Source organism: Bradyrhizobium nanningense (assembly GCF_004114535.1).
GTDB classification, from domain to species: domain Bacteria; phylum Pseudomonadota; class Alphaproteobacteria; order Rhizobiales; family Xanthobacteraceae; genus Bradyrhizobium; species Bradyrhizobium nanningense.
Genome location: NZ_LBJC01000015.1, coordinates 138,128 through 165,094, shown reverse-complemented (window position 1 = coordinate 165,094; position 26,967 = coordinate 138,128). Strand labels below are relative to the sequence as shown.

General features: G+C 60.4%; 20 protein-coding genes and 1 pseudogene. 14 read left to right on the top strand and 7 right to left on the bottom strand.

Annotated elements, in window-relative coordinates; translation table 11 throughout:
* Positions 1-374 precede the first annotated feature (374 nt).
* On the bottom strand, positions 375-1,187 hold the full coding sequence (locus XH84_RS10450) for a FadR/GntR family transcriptional regulator (RefSeq protein WP_128948185.1): 813 nt from the start codon (positions 1,185-1,187) through the stop codon (positions 375-377).
* 175 nt (positions 1,188-1,362) lie between these two features.
* Here XH84_RS10450 and XH84_RS10445 point away from each other — a divergent pair, with 175 nt between their 5' ends.
* The 6 genes and pseudogenes from XH84_RS10445 to XH84_RS10420 all read left to right on the top strand — a co-directional run bounded on the left by XH84_RS10445 (position 1,363) and on the right by XH84_RS10420 (position 8,583).
* A complete protein-coding gene (locus XH84_RS10445; protein WP_128948184.1) occupies positions 1,363-2,328 on the top strand; it encodes a dihydrodipicolinate synthase family protein in 966 nt (321 codons plus the stop codon).
* A gap of 32 nt (positions 2,329-2,360) precedes the next feature.
* A complete protein-coding gene (locus XH84_RS10440; protein WP_208757060.1) occupies positions 2,361-3,473 on the top strand; it encodes a BMP family ABC transporter substrate-binding protein in 1,113 nt (370 codons plus the stop codon).
* Between the two features lie 9 nt (positions 3,474-3,482).
* Positions 3,483-4,559 (top strand): ABC transporter permease, encoded by a 1,077-nt coding sequence (locus XH84_RS10435; RefSeq protein ID WP_128948183.1) that lies wholly within the window; start codon positions 3,483-3,485, stop codon positions 4,557-4,559.
* A 3-nt stretch (positions 4,560-4,562) separates the two neighbouring features.
* Positions 4,563-5,489, top strand: a complete 927-nt coding sequence (locus tag XH84_RS10430; RefSeq protein ID WP_128948182.1) for an ABC transporter permease — start codon at positions 4,563-4,565, stop codon at positions 5,487-5,489.
* A gap of 70 nt (positions 5,490-5,559) precedes the next feature.
* Complete coding sequence (locus tag XH84_RS10425; protein ID WP_245471671.1) at positions 5,560-7,044, top strand: ABC transporter ATP-binding protein; 1,485 nt, start codon at positions 5,560-5,562, stop codon at positions 7,042-7,044.
* Positions 7,045-7,085: 41 nt separating this feature from the next.
* Positions 7,086-8,583, top strand: a pseudogene (locus XH84_RS10420) (CoA-acylating methylmalonate-semialdehyde dehydrogenase).
* Between the two features lie 184 nt (positions 8,584-8,767).
* Here the strand turns inward: XH84_RS10420 and XH84_RS10415 are convergent.
* Positions 8,768-9,664: a LysR substrate-binding domain-containing protein gene (locus tag XH84_RS10415; protein ID WP_128948181.1), complete on the bottom strand. Its 897-nt coding sequence runs from the start codon at positions 9,662-9,664 to the stop codon at positions 8,768-8,770.
* Positions 9,665-9,774: 110 nt separating this feature from the next.
* Between XH84_RS10415 and XH84_RS10410 the strand changes: the two genes are divergently transcribed.
* The 5 genes from XH84_RS10410 to XH84_RS10390 all read left to right on the top strand — a co-directional run bounded on the left by XH84_RS10410 (position 9,775) and on the right by XH84_RS10390 (position 15,488).
* Positions 9,775-10,524: an SDR family NAD(P)-dependent oxidoreductase gene (locus tag XH84_RS10410; protein ID WP_128948180.1), complete on the top strand. Its 750-nt coding sequence runs from the start codon at positions 9,775-9,777 to the stop codon at positions 10,522-10,524.
* Between the two features lie 22 nt (positions 10,525-10,546).
* Positions 10,547-11,386: a transketolase gene (locus tag XH84_RS10405; protein ID WP_128948179.1), complete on the top strand. Its 840-nt coding sequence runs from the start codon at positions 10,547-10,549 to the stop codon at positions 11,384-11,386.
* On the top strand, positions 11,383-12,393 hold the full coding sequence (locus XH84_RS10400) for a transketolase family protein (RefSeq protein ID WP_208757058.1): 1,011 nt from the start codon (positions 11,383-11,385) through the stop codon (positions 12,391-12,393). The genes XH84_RS10405 and XH84_RS10400 overlap by 4 nt, the downstream gene beginning before the upstream one ends.
* A 180-nt stretch (positions 12,394-12,573) precedes the next feature.
* Positions 12,574-13,599, top strand: a complete 1,026-nt coding sequence (locus XH84_RS10395) for a TRAP transporter substrate-binding protein (RefSeq protein ID WP_128948177.1) — start codon at positions 12,574-12,576, stop codon at positions 13,597-13,599.
* A 35-nt stretch (positions 13,600-13,634) separates the two neighbouring features.
* The gene (locus XH84_RS10390) at positions 13,635-15,488 is read left to right on the top strand and encodes a TRAP transporter large permease (protein ID WP_245471673.1); all 1,854 of its coding nucleotides are present in this window, start codon (positions 13,635-13,637) and stop codon (positions 15,486-15,488) included.
* A 45-nt stretch (positions 15,489-15,533) separates the two neighbouring features.
* On the opposite strand, the gene XH84_RS10385 is transcribed toward XH84_RS10390, so the two are convergent.
* The 5 genes from XH84_RS10385 to XH84_RS10365 all read right to left on the bottom strand — a co-directional run bounded on the left by XH84_RS10385 (position 15,534) and on the right by XH84_RS10365 (position 20,828).
* Positions 15,534-16,424 carry an SMP-30/gluconolactonase/LRE family protein gene (locus tag XH84_RS10385; RefSeq protein ID WP_128948175.1) on the bottom strand — a complete coding sequence of 297 codons (891 nt, stop codon included), beginning with the start codon at positions 16,422-16,424 and terminating at the stop codon, positions 15,534-15,536.
* 31 nt (positions 16,425-16,455) lie between these two features.
* The gene (locus tag XH84_RS10380; protein WP_128948174.1) at positions 16,456-17,559 is read right to left on the bottom strand and encodes an ABC transporter ATP-binding protein; all 1,104 of its coding nucleotides are present in this window, start codon (positions 17,557-17,559) and stop codon (positions 16,456-16,458) included.
* A 10-nt stretch (positions 17,560-17,569) separates the two neighbouring features.
* Positions 17,570-18,409, bottom strand: coding sequence for a carbohydrate ABC transporter permease (locus XH84_RS10375; RefSeq protein WP_128948173.1), 840 nt, complete (start codon positions 18,407-18,409; stop codon positions 17,570-17,572).
* The gene (locus XH84_RS10370; RefSeq protein ID WP_128948172.1) at positions 18,406-19,329 is read right to left on the bottom strand and encodes a carbohydrate ABC transporter permease; all 924 of its coding nucleotides are present in this window, start codon (positions 19,327-19,329) and stop codon (positions 18,406-18,408) included. Before XH84_RS10370 ends, XH84_RS10375 begins: the two co-directional genes overlap by 4 nt.
* Before the next feature lie 62 nt (positions 19,330-19,391).
* Positions 19,392-20,828 carry an ABC transporter substrate-binding protein gene (locus XH84_RS10365; RefSeq protein WP_128948171.1) on the bottom strand — a complete coding sequence of 479 codons (1,437 nt, stop codon included), beginning with the start codon at positions 20,826-20,828 and terminating at the stop codon, positions 19,392-19,394.
* A 2,323-nt stretch (positions 20,829-23,151) separates the two neighbouring features.
* Between XH84_RS10365 and XH84_RS10350 the strand changes: the two genes are divergently transcribed.
* From XH84_RS10350 to XH84_RS10340, 3 genes are read left to right on the top strand one after another with little or no spacing between them, the layout of a single operon-like run.
* Positions 23,152-23,352 (top strand): hypothetical protein, encoded by a 201-nt coding sequence (locus tag XH84_RS10350; RefSeq protein ID WP_128948168.1) that lies wholly within the window; start codon positions 23,152-23,154, stop codon positions 23,350-23,352.
* Positions 23,349-25,292: an ATP-dependent nuclease gene (locus XH84_RS10345; protein ID WP_128948167.1), complete on the top strand. Its 1,944-nt coding sequence runs from the start codon at positions 23,349-23,351 to the stop codon at positions 25,290-25,292. Before XH84_RS10350 ends, XH84_RS10345 begins: the two co-directional genes overlap by 4 nt.
* On the top strand, positions 25,289-26,950 hold the full coding sequence (locus XH84_RS10340) for a UvrD-helicase domain-containing protein (RefSeq protein WP_128948166.1): 1,662 nt from the start codon (positions 25,289-25,291) through the stop codon (positions 26,948-26,950). The genes XH84_RS10345 and XH84_RS10340 overlap by 4 nt, the downstream gene beginning before the upstream one ends.
* Positions 26,951-26,967 lie beyond the last annotated feature (17 nt).

Below are 26,967 nucleotides of genomic sequence, written 5' to 3'. Positions count from 1 at the left end.
CGCAAAGCCGCTCGCTCGCTACGGCGCTATGTAGGGGCGCGCTTCGCGAGCGGCTTTGCTAATCAGCTACACCACTCCCTGGGACACGACCCGTTGCGTGCCTTGGGGTGTTTTGCGATGCTGCCGAAGCTGTGCGGAAGGGCAAGGCCATCGAAGGATCGGGGCAGTCGAAAGGCCGCTTTCGGCGACGTGAAGAGCAGAGGATGGCAGCCTTAAACGTCATTGGCCATCACCATCCCGACTATTTGTCGGACTATTTCACCCGCGTTCGTTGCATTTCAATCAGGTTGTTTTTTGTGCGAAACTGGTTCGCTTAGAGGGAGCTGAATTGACGAGGGAGCTGAATTGACCGCCTTCTGCAAGTAGAACGCTGATCAGGACAGCGGTCGAGGGCGCGGCGCCATTTCCGAGTCGAGGATCAGTCGACCATCGAGACGCCCGTCCAGCCGCTTTACGTATTCTGAAGCTTCCTCCATATGCGCCTTCATGAGCGCGCGCACGCGCTCGCTGTCGCGCGCGCGGGCGGCCTTGGCAATCTCGGTATGAATCTTGACGTTGGCGCATCCGAATCTCGTGTGCTCCTCCGGAGGCGTCTGGGTGCTGAAGACGACCAGCCGACGGAGCATCTCGTTGATCAGCTCGCATGCGAAGCGCAGGAAAGGATTGGGGTTTGCGGCAGCCAGGATGTCGTGAAAGTCGAGATCCGCCTGCCGTTGGCGAACCAGAAGAGAGGGCTCCTGCGAGGCCGGCTGGCACGTTTCAATGTTCTGCTCGAGCGCATCCAGCTGCTCGTCCGACAGAAATGGCACCGAGCCGGCAGCTAGTTCCGGCTCCAGCAGGCGCCGCGCCGCATAGATGTCCTCCATGCTGACTTCTTTGAAAAACAGGTAGTTCTGCAACAGCTGAAACGTGCGCTCGAGCGGGACCTCCATGATCGTCGCCCCGCCAGTCGGGCCGGTGCTGATGGTGATCAGTCCCTGCACCTCGAGGGACTTAAGAGCCTCGCGGATCGTGCTCTTGCTGACCGAAAACAGTCGCTGAAGCTCCTTCTCCATGGGAAGCTTGTCGCCCGGACAAAGGTTCTTCTGGGTGATCAGCTGCTTGATCTCTTCGGTGACGAGATCGGCCCGTTTTTGAATTTTCAGCCGCCCCCCCGGCCGCGGCAATTTTTCCAGTTCGACCGCCATTCCCGAATTCTCCAAAGCTGCCAATAGGTTCCAGGGTCGGCTCCGGGGCGAGCTGGCGCGGGGCCAGGCAAAGAACCGACTCCCCAATTGACACTTCTCCCATAATAGGCATATTCGTGCAAATCCGGTTTATCATGATAAATAGAATAGACCGGTCGGATGAAAGGGAGCAAGCATGTCGATCGGGCGGAAGATCCCGGAAATCTGGGCGGCGATACACACGCCGTTTGACGCCTCCGGTGCCATCGACGAGGCCGGAGTCCGCCGGAACGCCCGCCACTACATCGCAACCGGATTGGCGGGCGTGTTCTGCAATGGGTTGATCGGCGAAGTCTGGTCGCTCACGCTGCAGGAGAGAAAGCGTGTCATCGAGGTCATTGCAGACGAGGCCGGCGGGCGCCTTGGGATTTCCGTGGTGATCTCGGGTCCCTCGGTGGAAGAAACCATCGAGCTCGGCGAGCACGCGCGTCGGCTTGGCGTCAGCCACGCCGTGCTGATGGTCCCAACCTCGGGGCCGCGATCCCCCGCGCAGCAGTTCGCGTATCTACACCACGTCTGTGTCCGCTTGGAGATGCCGATCGTCATCTTCAACGCGCGAACCGCCGCGGGCAGCCCATTGGATCCGGGCGTTTTCACGCAGCTATGTTCGCTCCCAAATCTCAAGCTCCTGAAAACGACAGGCAATGCAGCCGAGAACGCGGCGCTTCGCCAGGCCGCGCGAAACGGCGTGCTGGTGTCGGACCCGTTGGAAGAGAACTTCTTCGCCAACATGCAGGCCGAGGGCCAGTCGATCCTCTATGCCGACCCCGAGCCTTACCTCTATCAACGCGGCGAGTTTCGCCCGATCGCGGAATACGTGGCTCTGTTAGCGGCCGGCCGGACGGACGAAGCAGCACGCATCTGTGCTTCACTCGCGCCGCAGCGGATCATCTTCAACAAGTGGATCATGGACCCGCTGAAGCGCGGCCACATGCCGAACGCAGCGGTCAAGCATTGGTGCGATCTGATCGGCCTTTCCGGCGGCGCCGTGCGCTCGCCAGTCACGCCGCTGTCCGCTGCTGAAAGGCGGGAGCTGGAAGCCGATCTCATCGCATGTGGTGCGCCCGGCCTGCCGTCTGCTGCCGAACGAATTTCGTCGTGACCTGCTGATTGCAATCTTCAACGGAGAGGAACATGACTTTGAAGCCTGTCGACCGTCGCTCGGTGCTCCAGATGCTGGCCGCTGCCGGCTCCGCACCATTCGTTCTCAAGAGTACCGTTGCCCGTGCGGAGACGCCGCTCACCGTCGGAGTTCTCTACTCCGGCTCCAAGCAGGATTACGGCTTCAACCAGTCCCACGCGCAGGCCGCCGCGGCGCTCAAGAAACAAACCGGCATCAAGGTGGTGGAGGAGGAGCGCGTTCCGGAAACGATCGCGGCCCAGCGCAGCATGGAAGGCATGATCCGTCAAGATGGCGCTCAACTCATCCTGGCGACGTCCTTTGGTTACTTCAAGCCGCACGTCTTGGAGATGGCGGCCAAGTATCCGGATGTCACCTTCGCTCACACCGGCGGCGTGTGGACGGCGGGCATGCCCGAGAACATCGGCACGTTCTACGCCTATATCTTCGAGGCCCAGTACATTTCGGGAATCGTCGCTGGCCACATGACGAAGAGCAAGAAGCTCGGCCTCGTCGCTGCGAAGCCGACGCCAAATCTTCTGCGCAGCATCAACGCGTTCGCGCTTGGCGCACGCTCGGTCGATCCGACCATTCAGGTGCAGGTCATCTTCACGGGCGACTGGGTGCTTCCTGTGCGCGAGGCGGAAGCGACGAACACGTTGGTCGACCAAGGGGCCGACGTCATCGCCGCCCAGGTCGATAGCCCGAAGGTCGTGATCGAGACGGCGGAGAAGCGCGGTGTCATGTCATGCGGCTACCACTCGAGTCAGGCCGATGTGGCTCCCAACGGCTATCTCACCGGAGCCGAGTGGAACTGGATCACGCCCTATCTTGTCTATGCCGGAAGCGTGCGTGGCGGCAAGAAGCCCGAGCACTATCTCCGTGCCGGCCTTGGCGATCATTTCGTCAAGAACAGTCCGTTTGGAAAACTCGTTACGCCTGAGGCGCGCGCAGCGGCCGAGACGGCACGGGCAGACCTCATCGGCGGTACGCGCGTTATCTACAGCGGACCGCTCAAGGACAACAAGGGCAACGTCGTCATCCCAGCCGGAATCATGCAGAGCAGCAACGACCGTGCGCTCGACGGCATCAATTATCTCGTCGAAGGCATCATCGGCCAAGTCTAGGAGGCGCTCTTGTCTTCGATCTCCGGAATCGAACCCGTGCCTTCGAAGCCGCTGGTAACCGCAGCTCAACTGAGTGTGGCCTTGCCTGTCCTGGCGGTGCTGCTCGCCTCCGCCGTCTTTGCGGCCTTCGTGGCCTTGTCCGGACAGAACCCCGCCACGGTGTTCGGTCTGATCGTCCAGGGCGGCTTCGGTAGCAGCTTCGCCTGGCAGGATACCTTGTCACGCGCAGCTCCTTTGGTCCTCGTGGGCCTCGCCGTTGCGATCCCCGCGCAAGCGGGGCTGGTGATTATCGGCGGCGAGGGGGCCTTGGTGCTCGGCGGGCTCGCGGGTGCCGTTGTGACGTTGCCGTTCGCGGGAGTGCACGCGCTTCCCATGCAACTCCTGATGTTGCTGGCCGGCGCCTTGATCGGAGGGCTCTGGTTCGGTCTGGCAGGTGTGCTCCGCCAATATCGCGGCGTCAACGAAACGATCTCGAGCCTGCTGCTGTCCTATATCGGAATCGCCGTCTTCCACCACCTGACCGAAGGCATGTTGCGCGATCCGGCAAGTCTCGACAAGCCGTCGACCCACCCTATCGATCCCTCCCACATGCTGCCGACGCTGCCAGGTGTGGGCGTTCACGCCGGCCTTGCCGTCAGTCTATTGCTGGCGATCGCCGCACATGTCGTGCTCCGCTACACCCGCTGGGGGTTTGCGCTGCGAGTGGTTGGCGGAAGTGCCCGGGTCGCGAGGATGATCGGGCTTGCCGTGAATCGCTGGATCCTCGGCGCCTCGGTCGTGGCAGGCGGCATGGCGGGCATTGCCGGCGCGATCGAGGTGGCGGCAGTGCAAGGGACGGCCAACTCCTCGCTCATCGTCGGCTATGGCTACAGCGGAATCCTCGTCGCCTTTCTGGCGCGGCACCAGCCGCTTGCGATTGTCGCCGTCGCGCTGTTGATCGGCGGCATGCAGGCGAGCGCCAGTTTGCTGCAACGGCGCCTCGGACTTCCGGATGCGACAATGCTGGTGTTTCAGGGGCTGATCTTCGTCTGCGTCCTCGTCGCGGATGCAATCGCGCAACAACTCCGAGAAACGACACGGAGGTAAGAAATGGACCCTACATCAATCGGCTGGCTTGCGCTGCCGCTTGCGATCCTGGGTGGGGCGATCCGTGTGTCGACGCCCTTCATTTTCGTGAGCATCGGCGAGCTGATTACCGAGAAATCGGGGCGTATCAATCTAGGCCTCGAAGGTACGCTAATGCTCGGTGCCATGGCGGGATACGCGATCTCCTACCTCTCCGGCTCGCCCTGGCTCGGCGTGCTTTCCGCGGGACTCGCCGGAATGGCCTTTGGGTTCCTGCATGGCCTGCTGTGCAGTGTGAAGCGCGTCAACGACACCGCGATCGGCATCAGCCTGATCGTGCTGGGTACGGGGCTCGCGTTCTTCCTGGGCAAACCCTTGATCGAGCCCAAGGCGCCGCCGCTTCCCTCGATCGCGCTCGGATTCTGGTCAAGCGTACCGCAGGTGCGAGCTGCGCTGGATGTCAACGCACTGTTCTTCGTCGGAATTGCATTAGCTTTTGCGGTCTACGTCTTCCTGAACAGGACCGGCTGGGGGCTGATGCTGCGCACCGTGGGAGATAGCGAGGATGCGGCACGCGCGCTTGGGTTTCCTGTATTGCGGGTGCGCATCATAGCAACCATGGCGGGCGGCTTTCTCGCCGGCATCGGCGGCAGCTTCCTGTCGCTTTCGTATCCGGGGAGCTGGAGTGAAGGCCTGTCGAGTGGTCAAGGCATCATGGCTGTCGCGCTCGTCATCTTTGCCCGCTGGCGTTCGGTCAACGCCCTGGGCGCATCGCTGCTGTTCGGCGGGGCGGGGGCTCTCGGTCCTGCGCTCCAGGGCATCGGTGTGACCGGCTACTACTACCTGTTCAATGCGGCTCCCTACATTCTGACCCTTGCAATCATGGTTGCGTCCACATCGCGGGCTGCTCCGTTCGCCGATGCGCCGGGCGAGCTCAAGCTGCACCGGTGAGAAGCGCCGTGACGAGAATTCATCCTCGGAGGATAGTCCGATGAGCGTTCCTCAAGTCGAGCTCAAGAACATGACGAAGCGTTTCGGGGCAAACCTCGCTCTGAACAACGTATCGCTGCTGATCCGCTCGGGCACCGTCCACGCGCTGCTCGGGGAGAACGGCGCCGGCAAGAGCACGTTGGTCAAATGCCTCGTGGGCTTTTACCATCCGGACGAGGGTCACATCCAGGTGGATGGGCGCGAGCATCGGCTGAACTCGCCGAAGGATGCCGATGCGCTCGGCATCGGCATGGTGTATCAGCATTTCACTCTCGTGCCGTCGATGACGGTGGCGCAAAATCTCGTCGTCAGCGGTGCGAGATTGCCGGCCTATATCAACTGGCAAAGCGAGCTGAGGCGGCTGGCAGAAGTCACCAAAAAGCTTCCGTTTCACGTGCCGCTCGACGTGCGCGTCTCGCAGCTCTCTGCGGGCGAGAAGCAGAAGGCGGAGATCGTCAAGCAGCTCTATCTCGGGCGCAAGCTCCTCATCCTGGACGAACCGACTTCGGTGCTGACGCCCGCAGAAGCCGATGAAGTGCTCGGCCATGTTCGCAGCCTGACACGGGCGGGCGAACTCAGCGCTATCCTGATCAGCCACAAGTTCCATGAAGTGCGCCGATTCGCCGACGACGTGACGGTGTTGCGTCGAGGCGCGTCGGTGCGGACGGGCGCCGTCGCCGATTTGACGGATGACGCTCTTGCGGAAGCTATGATCGGAGAGCCCGTCAGCAAGATCGTGCAGCACGCACCGAAATCACCGCCGAAGTCCGATATTATCCTCTCCATCAGCGACCTCCGCGTGAACGGCGACAATGGCCTTCCCGCCGTGAAAGATCTCTCGCTCGAGGTGCGGGCAGGCGAGATCGTCGGGATTGCCGGGGTATCCGGAAATGGACAGTTGGAGTTGGTCGAGGCCCTGATGGGGCAGCGGGATCGCAGCGGTACGATTGCTGTCTCCGGCTCATCGTTCAACGGTACGCGACTGGAAATCGCTCGCCTCGGCGTCTATGGACTGCCGCAAGAGCCCCTGAAGAACGCCTGCATCGATCGAATGTCGCTGGCCGAGAACCTTGCCCTGCGTAATTTCGATCGGGTGCCGCTCTGCCGTGGTATCGCAATGAACTACGGCGCGCTCGCAGAGCAGGCCGAGAGGCTGGTCGCACAATTTCGTGTCAAGGCGCCTAGCCTGACCGCAAGCATGAGCACGCTGTCCGGCGGCAACGTGCAGCGCGCCGTGCTGGCGCGGGAGCTCACGCAAGACGTTCGATTGCTGGTCGCGTCAAATCCGACGTTCGGCCTTGATTTCGTCGCGTGCGAAGAAACGTACCGCCGGATCGTCGAGGCACGGAACGGCGGAGCCGCAGTGCTGCTCATCTCGGAGGATCTGGACGAGTTGCTTGGCTTGGTCGACAGGGTCCTCGTCATGAGCGCGGGTCGCATCGTCCATGAAGTGTCAGCCGAGGGCGCCGACAAGCGCGTGATCGGCAAATACATGGCGGGAATGAAAGCGGCCTGACTCGAGGTGCGCGTCGGATCAGAATCTAGAAGGAGACGTTCGTGGTCACGCAGATCAATCATTTCATCGATGGCAAGCAGGTCCCGGGTAGCACCGAACGAAGCTCGCCGGTCTTCAACCCGGCAACGGGCGAGCAGACGGGCCGTGTTGTGGCCGCCAACGCGGCCGTGGTGGCGGACGCGGTATCTGCCGCGAACAGGGCGGCACAGGGTTGGGCCGACACGACGTCTCTCAGGCGTGCACGCGTCCTCAATCGCTTTCTGCGGATCCTCGAGGATCGCGCAGGTCAGCTTGCCGACGTGATCGTCTCCGAGCACGGCAAGGTTCACTCCGACGCTCTGGGCGAAGTTCAGCGCGGAATGGAGGTGGTCGAGTTTGCCACGGCCGCTCCGCAGCTCCTCAAGGGCGAACTCACCGAGAATGTCGGTACCCGTCGACAGCTATTCTACGCGCCAGCCGCTCGGCGTGGTCGCCGGAATCACGCCCTTCAATTTCCCGGTCATGGTTCCGATGTGGATGTTCCCGGTCGCTCTCGCCTGCGGCAATGCGTTCATTTTGAAGCCATCTGAGCGCGACCCGTCGGCGTCGCTCATCATGGCGGAGTGGCTGAAGGAAGCCGGTCTGCCGGACGGTGTGTTCAACGTGGTGCAAGGCGACAAGGAAGCTGTCGATGCGCTGCTGCATCACCCGGATACTTCGGCGATCAGCTTCGTGGGCTCCACACCGATCGCGCAATACATTTATTCGACCGCCGCGAATAACGGGAAACGCTGCCAAGCGCTCGGTGGAGCCAAGAACCACATGATCGTGATGCCAGATGCCGACATGGATCAGGCGGTCGATGCGTTGATGGGCGCCGCCTACGGCTCCGCCGGCGAACGCTGCATGGCGATCTCGGTTGCCGTGCCGGTCGGCGAGGGGACGGCGGCTAAGCTGATCTCTGCGCTCGAACCCAAGGTCCGAGGCCTGAAGGTCGGACCGGGTACCGACCGCGAGGCAGAGATGGGGCCTCTCGTGACGCAACAGCACCTAGAGAAGGTCCGGAGCTATATCGATGCCGGCGTCGCCGAGGGCGCAAAGTTGCTGGTCGACGGACGCAAGTTCAGGATGCAGGGCTACGAGAATGGTTTCTTCGTGGGCGGAACCCTGTTCGACCATGTCAAACCGAACATGAAGATCTACAAGGAAGAGATCTTCGGACCTGTGCTGTCGGTGGTTCGAGCGCCGGACTACGCGACGGCGGCGCGCCTGATCAATGAACACGAATTCGGCAATGGCACCTCGATCTTCACACGTGATGGCGATGCCGCGCGCGAATTCGCCCATCAGATCAAAGTCGGAATGGTCGGCATCAACGTTCCAATTCCGGTGCCGATGGCCTTTCACTCGTTCGGTGGGTGGAAGGCCTCGATTTTCGGCGACCACCACATGCACGGTCCGGAGGGCATTCGCTTCAATACGCGAATGAAGACGGTCACCAGCCGCTGGCCAACCGGAATACGAGCCGGTGCCGAATTCGTCATGCCGACAATGTCGTAGGAGAAATGCCATCGAGTCTTTGGATTGCCGCTTCCTCCCTGACTACGAGGGCCTCTCTGGCCCTCGCTTCTTTTCAGGCAATTAGATCCGATGCAGCCTTGGTACCACATTCCTGCCACTAAGAGCCGGATGGATGGAGCAGGCTCTGGACTTGTTTGGGTATGGTATTGCGACAGAGCTGCGCTCACCGCGAGGAGCGAACGTCTCCACCACCGAGTTGTGCCACAACCCAATCTGCAAAAGCTCGTACCGCCGATCTTTGCCGGCCTGCGCGCGGGTAGATTAGGCGGTGGCCGACGTAGCTGATATCGTTTGCGCGCCCTGCCAATGGAGCCACCAATCGCCCGCTCGCCAACTCGCGTTCCGCTAGAAGCGTCGATTCCAGCGCTACTCCCAAACCCTCCGCGGCTGTCGCGATCGCGAGAAAGCTGCGATCGAACCTCATGCCGTGGAGCGCAGGGGCTTCCAATCCGTTCGCCGTGAACCATTGGTGCCATTGAACCTGCTTGACATCCGAGCGGATGAGCGTCTGCTCCATGAGATCGGCCGGTCTTCTTATCGACTTCGCGAGAGCGGGGGAGCAGAGGGGGGTGACCGTCTCCTCCGGCAGAGGAATAATCTCGACACCCTCAGCACGCGGCGGACCGTAGACGATGTCGATATCAAAGTCGTCATTGCTGAAGCGCGCGTAGTCCGTGTTTGCAGCCAGGCGGACTTCGAGCTTCGGATAAGCAGCGAGAAACTGTGCAAGCCGTGGTGCCAGCCATTGCGCGGCAAAGCTCGGGGCTGAGTGGACGCGCACCAATTGCGGTCCGCGCGCAGCAACTTCTTCAAGGCCGCGGCGGAGCTGATCGAATGCCGCTCCCGTGTGGCGCATCAGATTCTCGCCGGCTGGCGTGAGCCGCACGGATCGCGCACTGCGCTCGAACAAAATGGTCCGAAGCGTGTCCTCCAGCTTGCGGATGGCATGACTGACCGCACTCGGTGTCAGGTGAAGCTCATTCGCCGCATCGCGAAACGATCCGGTGCGGGCGGCGGCTTCAAAGGCGCGAATCGCCGATATCGGGACGTTTGATAGCATCCCATAAGTGAACCAGATTCATCCATCCGTGACAACTGTGCGTTTGTCTGTTGCGCCTCCCCGGTGCATTCCTAGCCTTGCAAAGGAAAAACAATTAGTGGGAGGAACTGATGCTGCTCAGCGGTAAGACTGCCATCATTTCGGGCGCGGCCTCGCCGCGCGGCATCGGGCTTGCCACGGCACGGCGGTTCGCTGCCGAGGGAGCTCGGGTCGCCATTTTGGACATCGATGCCGACGCTGCTGTGGATGCTGCAGCATCGCTTGGAAGATCCCACATCGGCCTTGGGTCCGACGTCGCCGACAAGTCGTCCTGCGAGCAGGCTGTTGCCCGGGTGATCGAATCCTTCGGCAGCATCGATATTCTGATCAACAATGCTGGTATCACCCAACCGGTGAAGCTCCTGGAAATTACGGCGGCCGACTGGGATCGCATTCAGGATGTCAATCTGAAAGGTGTTCTTTTCCTCTCCCAGGCCGTGATCCCGCACATGCGTGCGCGCAAGTCCGGATCGATCGCCTGCATGTCCTCGGTTTCGGCCCAGCGCGGCGGCGGAATCTTTGGCGGCCCGCATTATTCGGCGGCCAAGGCTGGCGTGCTCGGTCTCGCAAAGGCGATGGCCCGTGAGTTCGGCCCGGACGGCATCCGCGTCAATTGCGTGACGCCGGGCCTGATCGGCACCGATATCACCGCGGGCAAGCTGACCGACGAGATGAGGGCGAAGATCCTGGAAGGCATTCCGCTCAATCGCCTCGGCACGGCAGACGACGTCGCCGGCATTTACACTTTCCTGGCCTCGGATCTCTCCGCCTACGTGACTGGTGCCGTGATCGACGTCAACGGCGGCATGCTCATCCACTGAGCGCAAGACAAGGTCCAGATCGATGGAAACGCTGACCAACACGCCCAAGCTGGCGGATCGCGCCTACAACATTCGCCGCAATGCGCTGCGCATGGGCGAAGTCCAGGGCCAGGGCTATATCGCACAGGCGCTGGACATCTCCGACGTCCTCGCCGTGGCCTATTTTCACGCGATGCGCTACCGGCCGGAAGATCCCTCCTGGGAAGACCGCGACCGCTTCCTCCTCTCAAACGGGCACTACGCCATCGCGCTCTATGCGGCTTTGATCGAGGCGGGTATCGTCCCCGAGGAAGAACTCGAAACCTACGGTAGCGACGAGAGCCGCCTGCCGATGTCGGGCATGGCCTCCTACACGCCCGGAATGGAAATGTCGGGCGGCTCGCTCGGGCTTGGGCTCAGCATCGCCGTCGGCATGAGCCTGGGGCTCAAGCGCAAGAAATCCGAGGCGAGGGTTTATACGCTGTTCTCGGACGGCGAGCTCGACGAGGGCTCGGTCTGGGAAGCCATCCAGTCGGCGGGCCACTACAAGCTCGACAATCTGATCGGCATCGTCGACGTCAACAATCAGCAGGCGGATGGTCCTTCGACGCAGGTGATGGCGTTCGAGCCGCTGGTCGAGAAGCTTCAAGCCTTCGGCTGGTTCGTGCAGCGGATCGACGGCAATGATCTCGATGCCGTCATTGCCGCGTTCGATGCCGCCAAGTCTCATCCCGAGCCCAAGCCGCGGATGATCGTCGCGGACACGCTGATGGGCAAGGGCGTTCCTTTTCTGGAGCAGCGCGAGAAGAATCATTTCATCCGCGTCGAGCAGCACGAATGGCAGCTCGCGCTTGCTGCGCTGGAAGCTGGGAGGCAGGTATGAAGACCGTGAGATCTGCACCACAGCCGGGTAAGGCGCGCCTGACGACCTCGGCCATGATCGCGTCGATCGCGGCTGAAGGACAAAAGACGAAGCCAGCGCCCTTTGGAAGGGCTCTCGTCGAGCTTGCACGCAGCCGCCCGGACGTGGTCGGCATGACGGCCGATCTCGGCAAGTACACCGACCTACATATTTTTGCGAAGGAATTTCCGGACCGCTATTACCAGATGGGTATGGCCGAGCAGCTTTTGTTCGGCGCGGCCTCCGGTCTTGCCGCCGAAGGCTTCATGCCCTTCGCAACTACCTACGCGGTGTTCGCTTCGCGCCGTGCCTACGACTTCATCCACCAGACCATCGCGGAGGAAGACCGCAACGTGAAGATCGTCTGTGCATTGCCCGGCCTGACGTCGGGCTATGGTCCGAGCCATCAGGCCGCAGAGGATCTCGCGCTGTTTCGCGCGATGCCCAATATGACGGTCATCGATCCCTGCGATGCCCATGAAATCGAGCAGCTGGTGCCCGCCATTGCGGCGCATCAGGGACCGGTCTACATGCGCCTGCTGCGGGGCCAGGTGCCGGTCGTGCTGGACGAATACGACTACAAGTTCGAGCTCGGCAAGGCCAAGCTGATCCGTGACGGAAAGGACGTCCTGATCATCTCATCCGGCATCATGACCATGCGCGCGCTCGAGGCCCTGCAAGCTTTGAAAGACGACCGTGTCGATGCTGCGGTGCTCCACGTTCCCACCATCAAGCCGCTCGACGCGGAGACGATACTGCGTGAAGCCGGCAAGTCAGGCCGGCTGGTCGTCGTTGCCGAAAACCATACGACCATCGGCGGACTTGGCGAGGCAGTCGCCGCACTCCTGATGCGTTCAGGCGTTCATCCGCCGTTCCGGCAGATTGCATTACCGGACGAATTTCTTGACGCCGGCGCACTTCCGACGCTGCACGACCGCTACGGCATTTCCACCGCCGAGGTCGCAAGGCAGATCAAGCAGTGGCTTTAGCGCACCGGCACTAAGCGCCAGTCAGGCCAAATCCGAGTGAAGAGTTGCGCCCGCTGCATGTCGCGGCGGGCGAGCCATGGCTCCTGCCCGAATGCGGGCGGTCGAGGAGCCCGGACAGCTGAAAGCCCAGCGCAGGCTGATGCAGCCGACACAACGCCAATACAGGATCAGGAGGAAAACATGACTGTCTCGAAGCCCGGACGCATCAGCCGCCGTTCGCTATTGATGGCGGCGAGCGCCGTACCTCTCTGCGGGATTCTGACCCGTCCAGTGTCTGCCGCCGAGTTCGTCTACAAGTTCGCAACCGGACAGGACCCGACCCATCCGGTGAACATCCGCGCGCAAGAGGCGATCGACCGCATCCGCGAAGCGACCAGCGGCCGGCTGGAGATCAGGCTGTTCCCGGCCAATCAGCTCGGCTCGGATACCGAGCTGCTGACGCAGGTTCGCAGCGGCGGCGTCGAGTTCTTCAACCAATCCTCCTCGATCCTTGCCACCCTGGTACCTAGCGCGGGCATCGTGAATACCGGCTTCGCGTTTGCCGACTACGACAGCGTGTGGAAGGCGATGGACGGCGAGCTCGGCACCTACATCCGGGCGCAGATCGCCAAGACGCCGATCATGGCGGTGTCGAAGACCTGGGACAACGGCTTTCGCCAGGTGACCTCGTCCAGCCGCGAGATCCGCACCCCGGATGACCTGAAGAATTTCCAGATCCGTGTTCCGCCCGCGCCGCTGCTGACCTCGCTGTTCAAGGCCCTCGGCGCCGGATCGACGCCGATCAACTTCAATGAGGTCTATTCCGCGTTGCAGACCAAGGTCGTCGACGGGCAGGAGAACCCGCTACCAATCATTGCGACCGCGCGTCTTTATGAAGTCCAGAGCACGTGCAGCCTGACGGGGCACGTCTGGGACGGCTACTGGATCCTCGGCAACAAGCGCGCCTTCGAGCGCCTGCCCAAGGACGTGCAGGGGATCGTGGCACGCGAGCTTGACCGCTCCGCCATCGATCAGCGCGCCGACATCGCAAAGCTCAGCCAGTCCCTGCGCACTGACCTCTCGGCCAAGGGTCTCAAATTCATCGACGTCGATCGCGCCGCCTTCCGTCAGGCCTTGTCTAAAACCAGCTTCTACGCCGACTGGAAAGCCAAGTTTGGCGAGGAGGCATGGTCCCAGCTCGAAAAAGCGGCGGGCCAGCTATCATGACCAGCATGAGCCATACGCCCCATGTCGATGCCGGTATGGCGGCCGGCGCGTCGCAGGCAGGCCGGCGCAGTTGGGTGATAACGGCGAACACGGCGCTTGGTCATGTCGTCGCGGTCCCGGCAGCACTGCTCGTGCTGGCGGAGATTGCGGTGCTGTCTGCCGGCATCGTGGGTCGATACGTGTTCCGCTCGCCGATCATCTGGTCCGACGAACTCGCGGGCATTCTCTTCCTCTGGCTCGCCATGTTCGGTTCCGTGATTGCGTTCCAGCGCGGCGAGCACATGCGGATGACCGCCATCGTCGGTGTTCTCAGTGTTCAGGTTCGTGCATTTCTGGACGTCGTCGCGGCTGCGGCGTCACTTGCATTTCTCGTCCTCGTCGTCTGGCCCGCCTATGAATTCGCCGCAGACGAGGCATTCGTCACCACGCCGGCGCTCGAGATCGTCAATAGCTGGCGTGCGGCCGCTTTGCCGATCGGGATCGGATTGATGCTGATCGCAGCGGTCCTCCGGCTCATCCGCATCGCGAGCCTGCGCAGCCTGCTGGCGTCCTTGGCGATCGTTGCGGGCATCATCGCGACGTTCGTTCTGCTGGCGCCGGTCTTGAATCCGCTCGGCAATCTAAATCTTCTGATTTTCTTCGTTGTCGTGGTTGGCGCCATGGTCTTCGCGGCCGTGCCGATCGCGTTCGCGTTCGGCCTGGCCACGGTCGGCTATCTCACCCTGACAACCAGCACCCCCGACGTGGTGATGATCGGACGAATGGATGAGGGCATGAGCCACCTGATCCTGCTTGCGGTGCCTCTCTTCGTCTTTCTCGGCCTTCTGATCGAGATGACGGGCATGGCGCGCGCCATGGTCAGCTTTCTGGCGAGCCTCTTAGGCCACGTACGCGGTGGATTGCACTACGTGCTGGTCGGGGCGATGTATCTGGTCTCTGGCATTTCCGGCTCCAAGGCGGCGGACATGGCTGCGGTAGCTCCGGTGTTGTTTCCCGAGATGCGGCAGCGGGGAGCCAAGCCAGGCGATCTGGTTGCGCTTCTCGCGGCAACCGGCGCGCAGACCGAGACGATTCCACCGTCACTGGTTCTAATCACGATCGGCTCGGTCACCGGCGTTTCGATCTCGGCCCTGTTCACCGGCGGCTTGCTTCCCGGCGTGGTGCTTGCCGTCATGCTCGCGGCCGTGGTGTGGTGGCGATACCGCCGCGAGGACCTGTCTCACGTCAAGCGGGCGACGGGACGGCAGATCGGCCGCGCGTTTGTCATCGCGATTCCGGCCATCGCGCTGCCATTCGTGATCCGGACCGCCGTCGTCGAAGGCGTCGCAACGGCAACGGAGGTCTCGACCATCGGCATCCTGTACTCAGCCTGTGCGGGTCTCTTCATCTATCGCCAGTTCGACTGGCGGCGCATCTATCCGATGCTGGTTGAGACGGCATCGCTGTCCGGGGCGATCCTGCTCATCATTGGCGCGGCGACGGGCATGGCCTGGGCGCTGACCCAGTCGGGATTTTCTGCCTCTCTTGCCAAGTTCATGACCAACCTTCCCGGCGGCGTGCCTGTGTTTCTCGCCGTCACAATCGTCACTTTCGTGATCCTGGGCAGCGTGCTGGAAGGGATTCCTGCCATCGTCTTGTTCGGTCCGCTTCTGTTCCCGATCGCGCGGCAGGTCGGGGTGCATGATGTTCACTACGCGATGGTCGTCGTCCTCGCCATGGGCATCGGCCTATTCGCGCCGCCGTTCGGCGTCGGCTACTACGCGGCTTGCGCAATCAGCCGCATCAATCCGGACGAGGGCATGAAGCCGATCGTGGGCTATATGATCGCGCTCCTGATCGGCACGCTGATCGTTGCCGCCTTGCCCTGGCTATCGATCGGCTTCCTTTGATAACGGGCGAGGCGCCCTCGCGGGAAACATCGCCAAGGCATCTCGTCAGGCGAATTTCGGCAGATGCAGCGGCAGGCCATCGCAGGCCATGTCAATCTCCTCGACCTGGCCCTTGCCGACCTCAGTGACGCGTAGCTTTCTGCCTTCGAGCGCAAACGCACAATTCGTCGGCTGCGGTCCGTCCAGGATCAGGCGACCGGCGACCTCACCCCGTCGGTCCAGCACCGTGACGTTCTTCTGGTTGTAGACCGTGCAATAGAGCCGGCCGTCGGTGCCGAAGGCCATCCCGTCCGGCCCTTTGAAATCGGGATTGGCGTCCGGTTGGAGGACGTTACTGAAAACCTCGCGCCTCGGCGATGACTCGCCGAGCACGTCATATCGATAGATTTCGCCGGTGAAGGACGCGTTGGCATAAAGGTGATTGTCGGGACCGAAAGCAATGCCGTTGGTAAAGCGAATCTTGCGATCGAGAACGCGCAGCACCTTCATCGCCGCCGGATCGATCTCATACACGCGGCCGTCCCAATCGAGGTCCATATAGCGAGCGACGAAGGCCTGGCCGTCGATAAAATCCTCGGCGGCCATGCCGGAATCGGTCATGTAGAGCAATCCGTTCGGGCCGAAGCAGAGGTCGTTCGGAAACAGAAAGCGCTCCGCGCCCTCGCCCTGCATGCGCCGGACCTCGTTTCCGTCTTCGTCGATGCAGATCAGCGCCCGGAGGCCGGCTTCCGCGATCCAGATCCGGCCGTGGCCATCGGTCGTCAGTCCATTCGGACGGCCACCTGTCGTAAGGATCACGCGGCGATTGCCGCGGGGATCGAGCCGCGTGACGCAAAGGGTCGACGCGGACATCTCCGTGACATACATCGAACCGTCCGGCAGGCACACTGGACCCTCCGGCGCGCCAATTCCGGTTGCAAATAGTCTCGACGCCATTCATCCCTCCCGTTCTCGAATGTTACTCTCGTTAAGCGATGACCACACCGCTGACTGGATCGATCAGCACCACGCGATTGAGGTCGATGGCGAGATCGATCCGCTCGCCATGGCTTCTGACGTCATGGGCCTGCAGCTCGGCAACCGCATCCACGCCGCCGATCTTGATCGTGGTGAAGGTTCGGGTCCCTGTCGGCTGAATGAGATCGGCGACGGCCGAATAAGAAACCACCCCATTGCGGAGAGGTCCTCCGCCGGCCCGACTGAAATGCTGGGGCCGAATGCCTACGAGAATCTCTCGCCCTTGCGCTCCGGCCAGTGACATGGCCTTTGCGCTCGGAAGCTTCAGTTCACCGCCGGACTGAAACACCACGGCTGCGACGGGGCCGTCTGTCTTGAGGGTCGCCGGAATGAGATTGATCGAGGGAGAGCCGAGGAAGCCTGCCACGAACCCCGTACGGGGCTGCTCGAACAGCTCGAGAGGAGCCCCCTGCTGCTCGATCTTTCCGTCGCGCAGCAGCACGATGCGGTCGGCGAGCGTCATCGCCTCGATCTGGTCGTGGGTGACGTAGATCATCGTCGTCGTGATCTCGTGATGCAGGCGCTTGATCTCGGCCCGCATCTCGTCGCGCAGCTGAGCGTCGAGATTCGAGAGCGGCTCGTCGAACAGGAACAGGTCGGCCTTACGGACGATGGCGCGGCCGATGGCGACGCGCTGACGCTGTCCACCAGAGAGCTGCCGTGGATAGCGCTGGAGGAGATTGCCGATGCCGAGCATCTCGGCGGCTTCACTGACCCGCTTCCTGATTTCGATCTCTGGAGTCTTGCGGGCGCGCAGACCGAATGCGATGTTCTCGTTGACGGTCAAATAGGGATAGAGCGCATAATTTTGAAACACCATTGCGATGTTGCGCTCGCGCGGGCGCAGATCGTTGACCACTGCGCCGCCGATCGCGATCGCTCCGCTGTCGGGGTCTTCAAGGCCGGCGATCGTCCGCAAGAGAGTACTCTTGCCACAGCCGGATGGCCCCACGAGCACGGCAAATTCGCCATCGGTGATGGTAAGATCCACCCCTCGAACCGCGTGCACGTTGCCGTAATATTTGTGCACGCCGGACAGCTTGACGTCAGCCACTCCAATCCCCCTAACCCTTGACAGCGCCCAGGGAGATGCCGCGCACGAGATAGCGCTGCATTACCGAGACGGCGACGAAGATCGGCAATGTGCCCAAGACCGACATCGCTGCGATCTTCGCCCAGAAATTCGATTGTCCGCCGAAATAGTGCGTCAGCATAACCGGAAACGTGATGACCTCAGTGCGTGTGAGCACGAGTGCGAACAGAAAATCGTTCCACGCAAAGGCAAAGGTGAAGACCGACGTTGCCATGAGCCCCGGGCGCACCATCGGGAAGACGACTTTCCAAATCACTTCCCATCGATTGAGGCCGTCGACGAGCGCGCTTTCCTCGAGCTCCAGCGGAACGTCGACGATGTAGCCGCGCATCATCCAGATCACGTAAGGGAGATTGAATGCCGTGTAGAGCAGGATCAGCCCGAAATAGCTGTCTACAAGGCCGAAATAGACGTAGATCAGGAAGATCGGGAAGACGACCGCGATCGGTGGGATCATGCGCTGGGAGATGATCCACATCGCGAGGTTCTCGCCGCCGGTGCCGAACCGGGCGAGGCTGTAGGCGCAGAGCGTCCCGAGAACGATTGCGATGCCGGAGCTGACGCTGGCGACGATCAGGCTGTTCAGGATCGCAAGGACGTCACCATCCTTGAACAAGACGTAGTAGTTGGAGAACTGGATCTGGCCGGGAATCCACAAGGGCGGGACGTGATAGATCTCGTCCGGCGTCTTGAATGAAATCATGAAGAGCCAATAGACCGGAAACAGGAACAGCAGGGTCACGACACCGGCACCGAGATAGCGAAGCGCCAGGATGCGGGCTTTTCTTGCCGGAAGCTTGCTGACCCTCATCGCGCAAGCTCCATGCGCTTGAGGACGAGAGTGGTGATGACCGTGAGCAGCGCGATCACCAGGAAGGAGATCGCGGCCGTGTAGCTGGTCTCGAATTGCGAGAAACCCTGCACATAGGTGTAGAGCGAGATGGTCTCGGTCATCGACCCCGGCCCGCCTTCGGTTAGGGTCCAGATGATGTCAAAGATGCGAACAAGGTCCAGGCCTCGTATCAGGCAGGCGACGGCTATCACGGGCGCGATCGCCGGCAGAACGATCGCGCGAAGCACGCGCAGGTATGATGCGCCATCGATCTCCGCGGCCTCGAGCTGCGACGGATCTACATTCGACAGCGCAGCGAGCAGCAACAGGAACATGAACGGAGACCACTGCCAGACCTCGCAGATGATGATCGCGGGATAGACGTAGGCGGGATTGACCGTCCACAGAATCCGGACCGGTTCACCGGCGATGAAGCTCAGAATCTGACCAATCGGACCGAAGCGGACGTCGAACATCAAACGCCACGTCGCTCCCGCGACGATCGGAGATATCACCGTTGGGAGCACCAGCAGCGCGAGGAAGATCTGTCGACCGGGCATGCGGTCGATGAAGAGCTGCGCCATCAGGAAGCCGATCAACAGCTCCAAGGGGAGGGCGATCGCGGTGATGATGGCAGTATGACCAAGCGAGGCCCAGAGGCGGGTATCCCTGAACAGCTCCGCATAGTTCAAGAGCCCAACGAAGGTGGTGTCGTTCTCGGTCATCGTGATGCGCTGGAAGCTCACGATCAGCGAGTAGATCAGCGGAAACAGGCCGACCAGGAGAAGGATCAGAATGGCCGGCGCAACGATGAGATAGGGCAGGCGGTCCTCGAGCATGCGCCCGAGCCGGCTCGGGCGGCGTTGCTCGGCACCATTGAGACTTGCGGAAAGCGTCATTGTCAGTCCAGGAAAAGGTGTCGCACGGGAGGGCGATGCTTCCCGTGCTGTACCCAGGGCAGCTATCGCGGATAGGCGCCGGGCTTGGCTGCCCAGACCTTGTAGACGGCCTTTTGATTGTCGACGCCGACCTTCTCGGTGATGGCATCGAATTGCTGCGCCATGCGGTCGAGGATGGCCTTTGGGTCTTCGCCCGCCCAGAGGCTCGAGATCGCCTTGGTCATCGCCTCGTCGTACTTGTCCTGTTGCAGCAAGGAGAGATCGAGCAGGCCCTTCTCGCCCGACGTCTTGATGGTGTCGAGATAGGCTGGAGCATCGGGCCAGAGCGCACGGTATTTCTCGCTCGCGTAGTGCGAGAGGCGGAACGGATCGCGCAGCGTATAGGGCAGCTGGACGCGCTCGAGGCTGGTCTTCTTGCTGTTCAGCCACTGGATGAAGAGATAGGCAGCCTCCTTGTTCTTGCTGGTGGCCGAGACCGACAAGTCGAAGCCGACGCCAAGCTCGGGACGGCCGAGAGGGGTGAGCGCATAACCGACCTTGCCGGCGACCTGCGATTTCGGCACCCACTTCAGCGCTTCTTCGCCTGAGCCGTAGCCCGCGGCCCACCTTCCGTAAGGTGGCCAGGAGATCGTCATCGCGGTCGTGCCCTGGAGGAATGCCGCGAGATTGTCGACGAAATTCCACTGCTCGACGCCAGGCGGCATGAACTTGTTCTCCGCGAGCATCTGCTTGAACACTTTGAGACCGACCTCGCCATTTACTGTCGCCTTCATGGTGTCCGCATTGAAGAACTTGCCGCCTTCCATGCGGAAGCGCTCCTGAAACATGTAATGCGGGTAGGGCGCGGTGCGGAAGAAGCCGGCGCCGTAAACCTTCGGTGCCATCTTGTCCGTGATGAACTGGCCGATCTCGTCGAACTGTTTCCAGTCCTTTGGCGGGGCCAGCTCATAGCCGAACTTGGCCTTGAACTCGTCCTTCATCTTCGGATCGTCGAAGATATCCTTCCGGTAATAGAGCAACATCACGTCGCCATCGTCCGGGAAGCCGTAGATCTTCCCGTCATACTGCATTTGGTTGTCGCGATAGGCGGCCGCGATGTCCTGCAACTCGTCGCGATAACCGAACTTGTCGACATATTTGTCGAGCGGCTCGAGCGCTCCTGCACGCGCAAGGTCGGGCATCCAGGATGGAATGACGTTCAGCGCGTCATACGCTCCGGCGCCCGATTTAAAATCCTGCATGATCTTGGTGAACATCTGGTCGGTCGGCACCTCGACCACCTTCACCTTAATGCCGGTGAGCTTCTCCCATTGTGGGCCCGAATAGTTCAGGGGATCGAGCGACTGCAGGCCGGCCTCCCAGACGATGCTGATGGTCGTGCCCGCGTACTTCTTCGCGGCCTCGACCGCAGTGTCGGCCGCATCTTTGTCGCCAGCCGACGCCGAGGTACCAGCGAGCGCTAAGACAGCGACTGCGCCGAGAAATGTCCTAAACTTCATCCTTCCTCCTCCTCTCCTGAGCGTCCGGAGGCCGGTAACGGGCTTCGGAGCGCTTCTCACGTCATCCCAGGCCGGTCAGCCAACCGCAGGCACCAAGCGGCCGTGCCGGCCATCGGCAGGCGCCGGAAAAAAAATTCATCCATGTCAAGGATTGGCCGCCCAGGCATTGCCAGGCGAGGTTCGCCGCCTCCAGCTCGAATGAGCGTCGGTCGGCTTTGCAGCAGGTGTCCTCCCCAAAAGAGCTCAAGAGCTTTGATTTTGGGGCTAGTCTGCGTTGAGGCGGAACCGGCCGACAAATGAGAACTTTGCAATCATCGGTGAGCCGTATTCACCTGTGTGGGCAGCTTTCTCCTTTAAGGTCATTAGCCCGATCACCGACACGCGCCATGCTTGCCGACGGCCACCAGCCCAAATCTGGCCAGCCATGACAGTTTGGCGGCCGGATACAGTTGGATTTTTCGCCGTAAGCCGTTAATCTCCATGATGGAATTTTGGCCCAGTTGAAAAAGGTGTCGCGAATTTCTGGTTCAGGACACTAGCCGCTCGGAGCATCGAGCTTATTGGACTCGCCGTTGAACCGCGTGCGCCACCTAGAGAGAGCAGGTTTGCCAAGCCGCGAACGAACTTGGTCACGGCTTGCGTGCGAGTTTCGCGAATCGCGGACAGAGAGTTCGAGCCGCGAGGTACGTGCAGAATTGGCCGACGTATCGTCCGCTCCAATGGAATCCCGACGCCGCGATTTTTTGGGCAGGAGGCCCGCCAGCTTGTGCGCCTCGTATGGTGGTGACTTGGTCCTTACAGAGTGGGCTGCAGGCGGCGACGAAACTGGCTGCCTAGACGTAGCAGCGGGCGGTCCCAACCTTGCGCAGGCCCTCGCGCGTCGCCCAAAGTCGCTGCTGTCGGGGCGCGCGGCTCGAGCCAAATCCTTCGGCTAAGGCACATTGACGGGGGGCATCAACGCGGTCGGGCGAGGCACGAAACCGTCCTGGTGCCGGCTGCGTGCCGCCAACATAATTGAAAACGCCACAAGGATGATCAGAAGTCCACGCATTCCAAAAAATTACCCTAGACCTGTCGCGCAATTATGAAATGGCTCACGTCGGCTGCCTGGAGTGCCTGCGACCGATTTGCCCCGAGGGCGAGCTCCTCAGGTTTGAAATTCTCAAAAATGGATGGTCTCCCTCTTCGCCCTAAAACGGCGAACCAGCAGACGTTCACGCTGGAAAGTTGCGCTGTTTCAGCGCAACAGCAGAAATAGTGCGTCGATTTCGAATAATGGATTATCGGCTCACCGGTCGCACCGCGCAAGACCGCAACTAAGCACACCTATGCTGCACTCGAGGGCCTTCATCTAAGGCCGGCATGCAATTTATGCTTGGCGCCTCGCCGATACTGATCTCGTTGTCGGGCCTGTTTGATTTGCATGACCATTTTGATCGACTAAGGTTCAACTGGAGTGTAGGTCCTTTCAGTTGTATATGACGCACGAATAAAGCAATGGGGGTGGGTGGGCATGCTTAGAATATCTATACTGGCGGCTGGTTTGTTGACTTGGTCCATTGGTGCGGCGCAGGCGCAATACCTCGGTACTGGCTCTAACCCAAGCAGCCACAGCGTCTCGGGATATACTCGTAGCAACGGGACCTATGTGCAGCCGTACACGGCTACGAATCCGAATAGCACCCAGCGCGACAATTACGGCACCAGCGGCAACTATAATCCGAACAATGGCTCATTTGGCCATCGGTCAGCGCGCTACTGAATGAGGTCGGCCGAATGTCAAAGTCAACGCGCAACACCGGTAAGCCTTGGACGTCCGAGGACGTCAAGCAGCTCAAAGAACTGGCGAAGGGGAACACGCCGACTCGCGTGATCGGGATAAAGCTCGGCCGTACGGAGGCTGCGGTCTACGGGAAAGCTTCATCTGAGGGTATTTCTCTCAGTCCCACCAACCAGAGTCCCTACAATCGCAGGAAGTAACGGGTATTTCGGCCCCGCTCCGATCGGGATGTGCGCGTGCCCCGGCAAATGAGTTAACTCAAGGAGCTGGTCGTCTGCACGACTTATTTACCGCGTGCATCCTGTAGGGGACGACGCTTTCAAACCAGGTAAGAAGATGATCGCCTCGCCTGGCAAAATGATTTGGTGTCATCTTGTCAGATTGATATGGAAATTGAGCCACGCATCCATCGGAACGGTATTTGCCAACTTGCTCCGGTGAGGTGAAGCCTATCTTTTGATGTTTGGTAAGGGATTGCGTGTCGGTGAAGTGCTTTTCGTCGTGTCATCCATCGGTGACGGACGATGACGAGGGCGACGTTAGATGATGCCCGCCGACGCTTTGAACCAGCTCTGCTCGCTCACCTTGATCGTCATCCGCCAGTTGGCGCACCGAGCGTATATGCAAGGTGCCATCGGTTCAGCCACAGAAGGAATCGACCAGGCCAAGCAACGCTGGTCTAACAGTTCTCCGAAGGTCGTCGGGGAGCGAATCGATGGTAAAAGTAGTTGGGGGAAAATATGAAGTTGGTTCGCTTGCGCCTAAGCAACTTTAGGTCGTTTAGCGCGGACTGTACCGAGCTTGAACTTGACGATCTGACGTTCTTGCTTGGGCCCAATGGCACAGGGAAGACCGCCATTCTCCAAGCCCTCGCTAGGATGTTCAGCCTCGACCCCGCGCAGCGCAAGGTGAAGAAGTCTGACTTCCATATTCCTCACGACGAGAAGCCGGAGCACAAGCCCGCACAGCGAGAGCTATGGATAGAAGTTGATTTTGAATTCCCCGAGCTCTTAGGCAAGAACGGCGGCAAAGAAGCACCCGCCGTTCCTGGCAATTTTGCCCATATGCAGTTGACCGGGGTCAAAGGGCCGGCACAGGTGCGGTTCCGACTGAAGGCCAATATCGATCAGGATGACGACATCGAAGAGAGTTTTACGTTCGTCATAAAGGTGGACGGCGATGGACATCCCGTCGAGGAGGGGCGCGTAGCAAAGCACGATCGAAATGCCATCCAAGTCCACTACCTTCCTGCCCGCCGCGATCCAGCGGACCACATCTCCTATTCAGCCAATGCGCTGCTTGGACGGGCATTGCGTTCGGCGAACTGGGCTGCGCAGCGGGAAAAAGTCTCAGATCTCACGGTACAGATCAACTCGACGTTGGCGGGAAACGGAGCCATCGAGGGCATAACAAGTGTTTTGTCGGCCAAGTGGACCAACTTGCACAAGGGCAACTACTTCGTAGACCCGTCGATTTCGTTCGCTCGTAGCGAGCTGGAAAACCTTTTGCGCCATCTGAGCATTGGTTTCGCGCCCGGCCACGGAGAGGAATTGGTCGACTTCTCAAGGCTCAGCGATGGGCAACAATCGATTTTATATCTGTCGATCGTCCTTGGCATGCATGACATCGGCACCAAGGCGCTCAGGGGAGAGCTGACCGATGCATTCGACATCGATAAGCTGCGACCGGCCATCTTCACTCTAATCGCGATAGAAGAGCCCGAGAATAGCCTGTCGCCGCACTATTTAGGACGCGTGGTCAGGGCGTTGCGGGAGTTCGCCCAAGATCAAGATGCACAGGCATTACTTGCTACGCACTCCCCTTCGCTGATGCGACGCGTTCCTCCGGAAAATATTAGGTACATGCGGCTGAGCTCGCAGCGTACAACGGTCGTTAAGCGAATCGACCTGCCTGACGACGAAGAGGCCCTCAAGTTTGTCCGCGAGGGCGTTCAAGCGTTTCCAGAGCTCTATTTCTCGCGTTTCGTCGTTTTGGGAGAAGGTGACAGCGAGGAGGTGGTCCTGCCTCGTCTCTTGGCTGCAAAAGGAATTCTCGCGGACGACGCATCCATCTCGGTCGTTCCGCTGGGAGGGCGACACGTCAATCACTTCTGGCGCCTGCTGCACGGGCTCGGGATACCCCATGTCACGTTATTGGACCTGGATCTCGCGCGGCATCAGGGTGGGTGGGGGCGCATGAAATATGCGGCGAAGCAACTGCTCGCGTACAGCGACGTCGCCAAGATCGACTTGAAAGAGGCGCAGGTGAAATCCATTCCGAAATGGGACGACGATCAGGGCCTGATGGTGAAAGATGATGGATGGTTTGCTCGTCTTGAGGAGCACGGCGTATTCTATTCCTCACCGCTCGATCTCGATTTTCTCATGATGACTGCCTACCCAAAGGCATATCGCGTTGCTGATGATGAGCTGGAGGAGCCAGACGAGGATGCTCTCAAAGCGGTGCTCGGCAAAAAACACGATGTGGTAGGAAACCAATACACCGATGAGCAACTGAAGTACTTCGATGCGTATAATTCGCGCTTTAAGCTTGGCAGCAAGCCGGCATGGCACATTCGCGCCATGGCGAATCTAGCAGATCAAGAACTGTTGGATGGGATGCCCAAGGTGCTCGAACGCTTGTTCAAGCGCATCCGTAAGGACCTAAAGGCCTTGCCCGAATGATCAGAGCTGACCGATGGGCGCCGACTGACAATCTCAAGCTCGAACCAAACGCTCTTGCTGCCGCGACCGAGATTGAACGAAGCCTGGCGCTGACCGCTGGACCGGGGGCCGGTAAGACGGAAATGCTCGCTCAGCGGGCCGACTTCCTTCTGCGCACTGGGACCTGTCGCTACCCCAAACGCATTCTGGCCATTTCCTTCAAGGTCGATGCGAGCCATAACCTGAAGGCGCGGGTGCGGAAACGCTGCGGCTCCGAATTGGCCGCGAGGTTTGACAGCCACACGTTCCATGCTTTCGCAAAGCGCATTATTGATCGCTTTCGGTTGGCGCTGACTGGCCGTGACGCTCTCGATCCCGATTACAGCATCGGTCCAGCCCGCATCCGCGGGCAGTCAATTACGTTTGGCGACATGGTTCCGTTAGCACTAACGATCCTTGGATCGAGTGAAATCGCGAGAAATGCCATTCGGCAGACATACAGCCATGTCTTCCTCGATGAGTTCCAGGACTGTACAAAAGACCAGTATAAACTGATTACGGCCTGCTTCCTGGGCACGGGTGCCAAGCTCGTTGCTGTCGGAGACACCAAGCAAAAGATTATGGGCTGGGCCGGCGCGCTCGAAGGTATCTTCAAAACCTACGCGGCGGATTTCAATGCAAAGCCGCTGAACCTCTACCAGAATTTCAGGTCGACGCCGCGACTTCGTCGAATGCAGAATGCGATGGTCCGTGTCATGGACCCCGCTGCCGCGCTCGACGAAAAGGAATTGCAGGGCGATGACGGTGAGATCGAAATTCTTCGATTCAAAGATGCGGTCGAGGAAGCTTCATATCTGGCGGATGCGATCGGCGGATGGATAGAGAGCAAGGCCATTGAGCCCTCGGAGATCGCGGTACTCGTCAGCAAACAGCAGAACCTCTATTGCCAAAGCCTCCGGGCGGCGCTGGGAGCGCGGAGAGTTCCCTTTCGCGAGGAAGATCAGACCCAGGATATCGCCTCCGAGCCAATTGCCCGCTTGATAACCGATTTCCTTTCCGTGCTCTGCGGCAGTGCCAAGCCCGAGGTTCATCGCCGGCTCCTGGAAACTGTCGTTTACAATGAAGCCCTCGACGACGAACAGGAACACCGTGCCCGCTCCCGATGGGATAGATTCATCGCCGATGTTCGTCGCCGAAATACGACAAACCAACTGAAGACTAGCGACCGTGACACCTTAGCGGGGCTTGTGGACGAACTCATCGGAGTGGTCGGTCGGGACTCTATCGTGATCCTTTCAGCCGATTATGCCCAAGGCAACAGGCTAGACCAGCTGATTGAAAACACGATCGATCGAATCTCAGATTTGGTGAAAGATGGAACAGAGTTGTCTGCAGCGCTGGCCGCTTTCTCAGCTGATCGTGCCGTCAGGATCATGTCCATCCACAAGAGTAAGGGGCTGGAGTTCGATAGCGTAATCATAATGGGCATCGAGAACGAGACGTTCTGGGGAAAGGTGGACGAGGAGCGCTCGGCATACTTCGTCGGGATATCCCGCGCGAAGAAAAGGTTATTGCTCACCGTCTGCGACTATCGCGACAAGCCCCAGGGGGCCACGCGATGGTCTTCAGACCGTACAGCTCACGCGGAGTTTCTTGGATACGCGGAGAGCTACGCCTAGTCTTCGTCTCCTCAGTC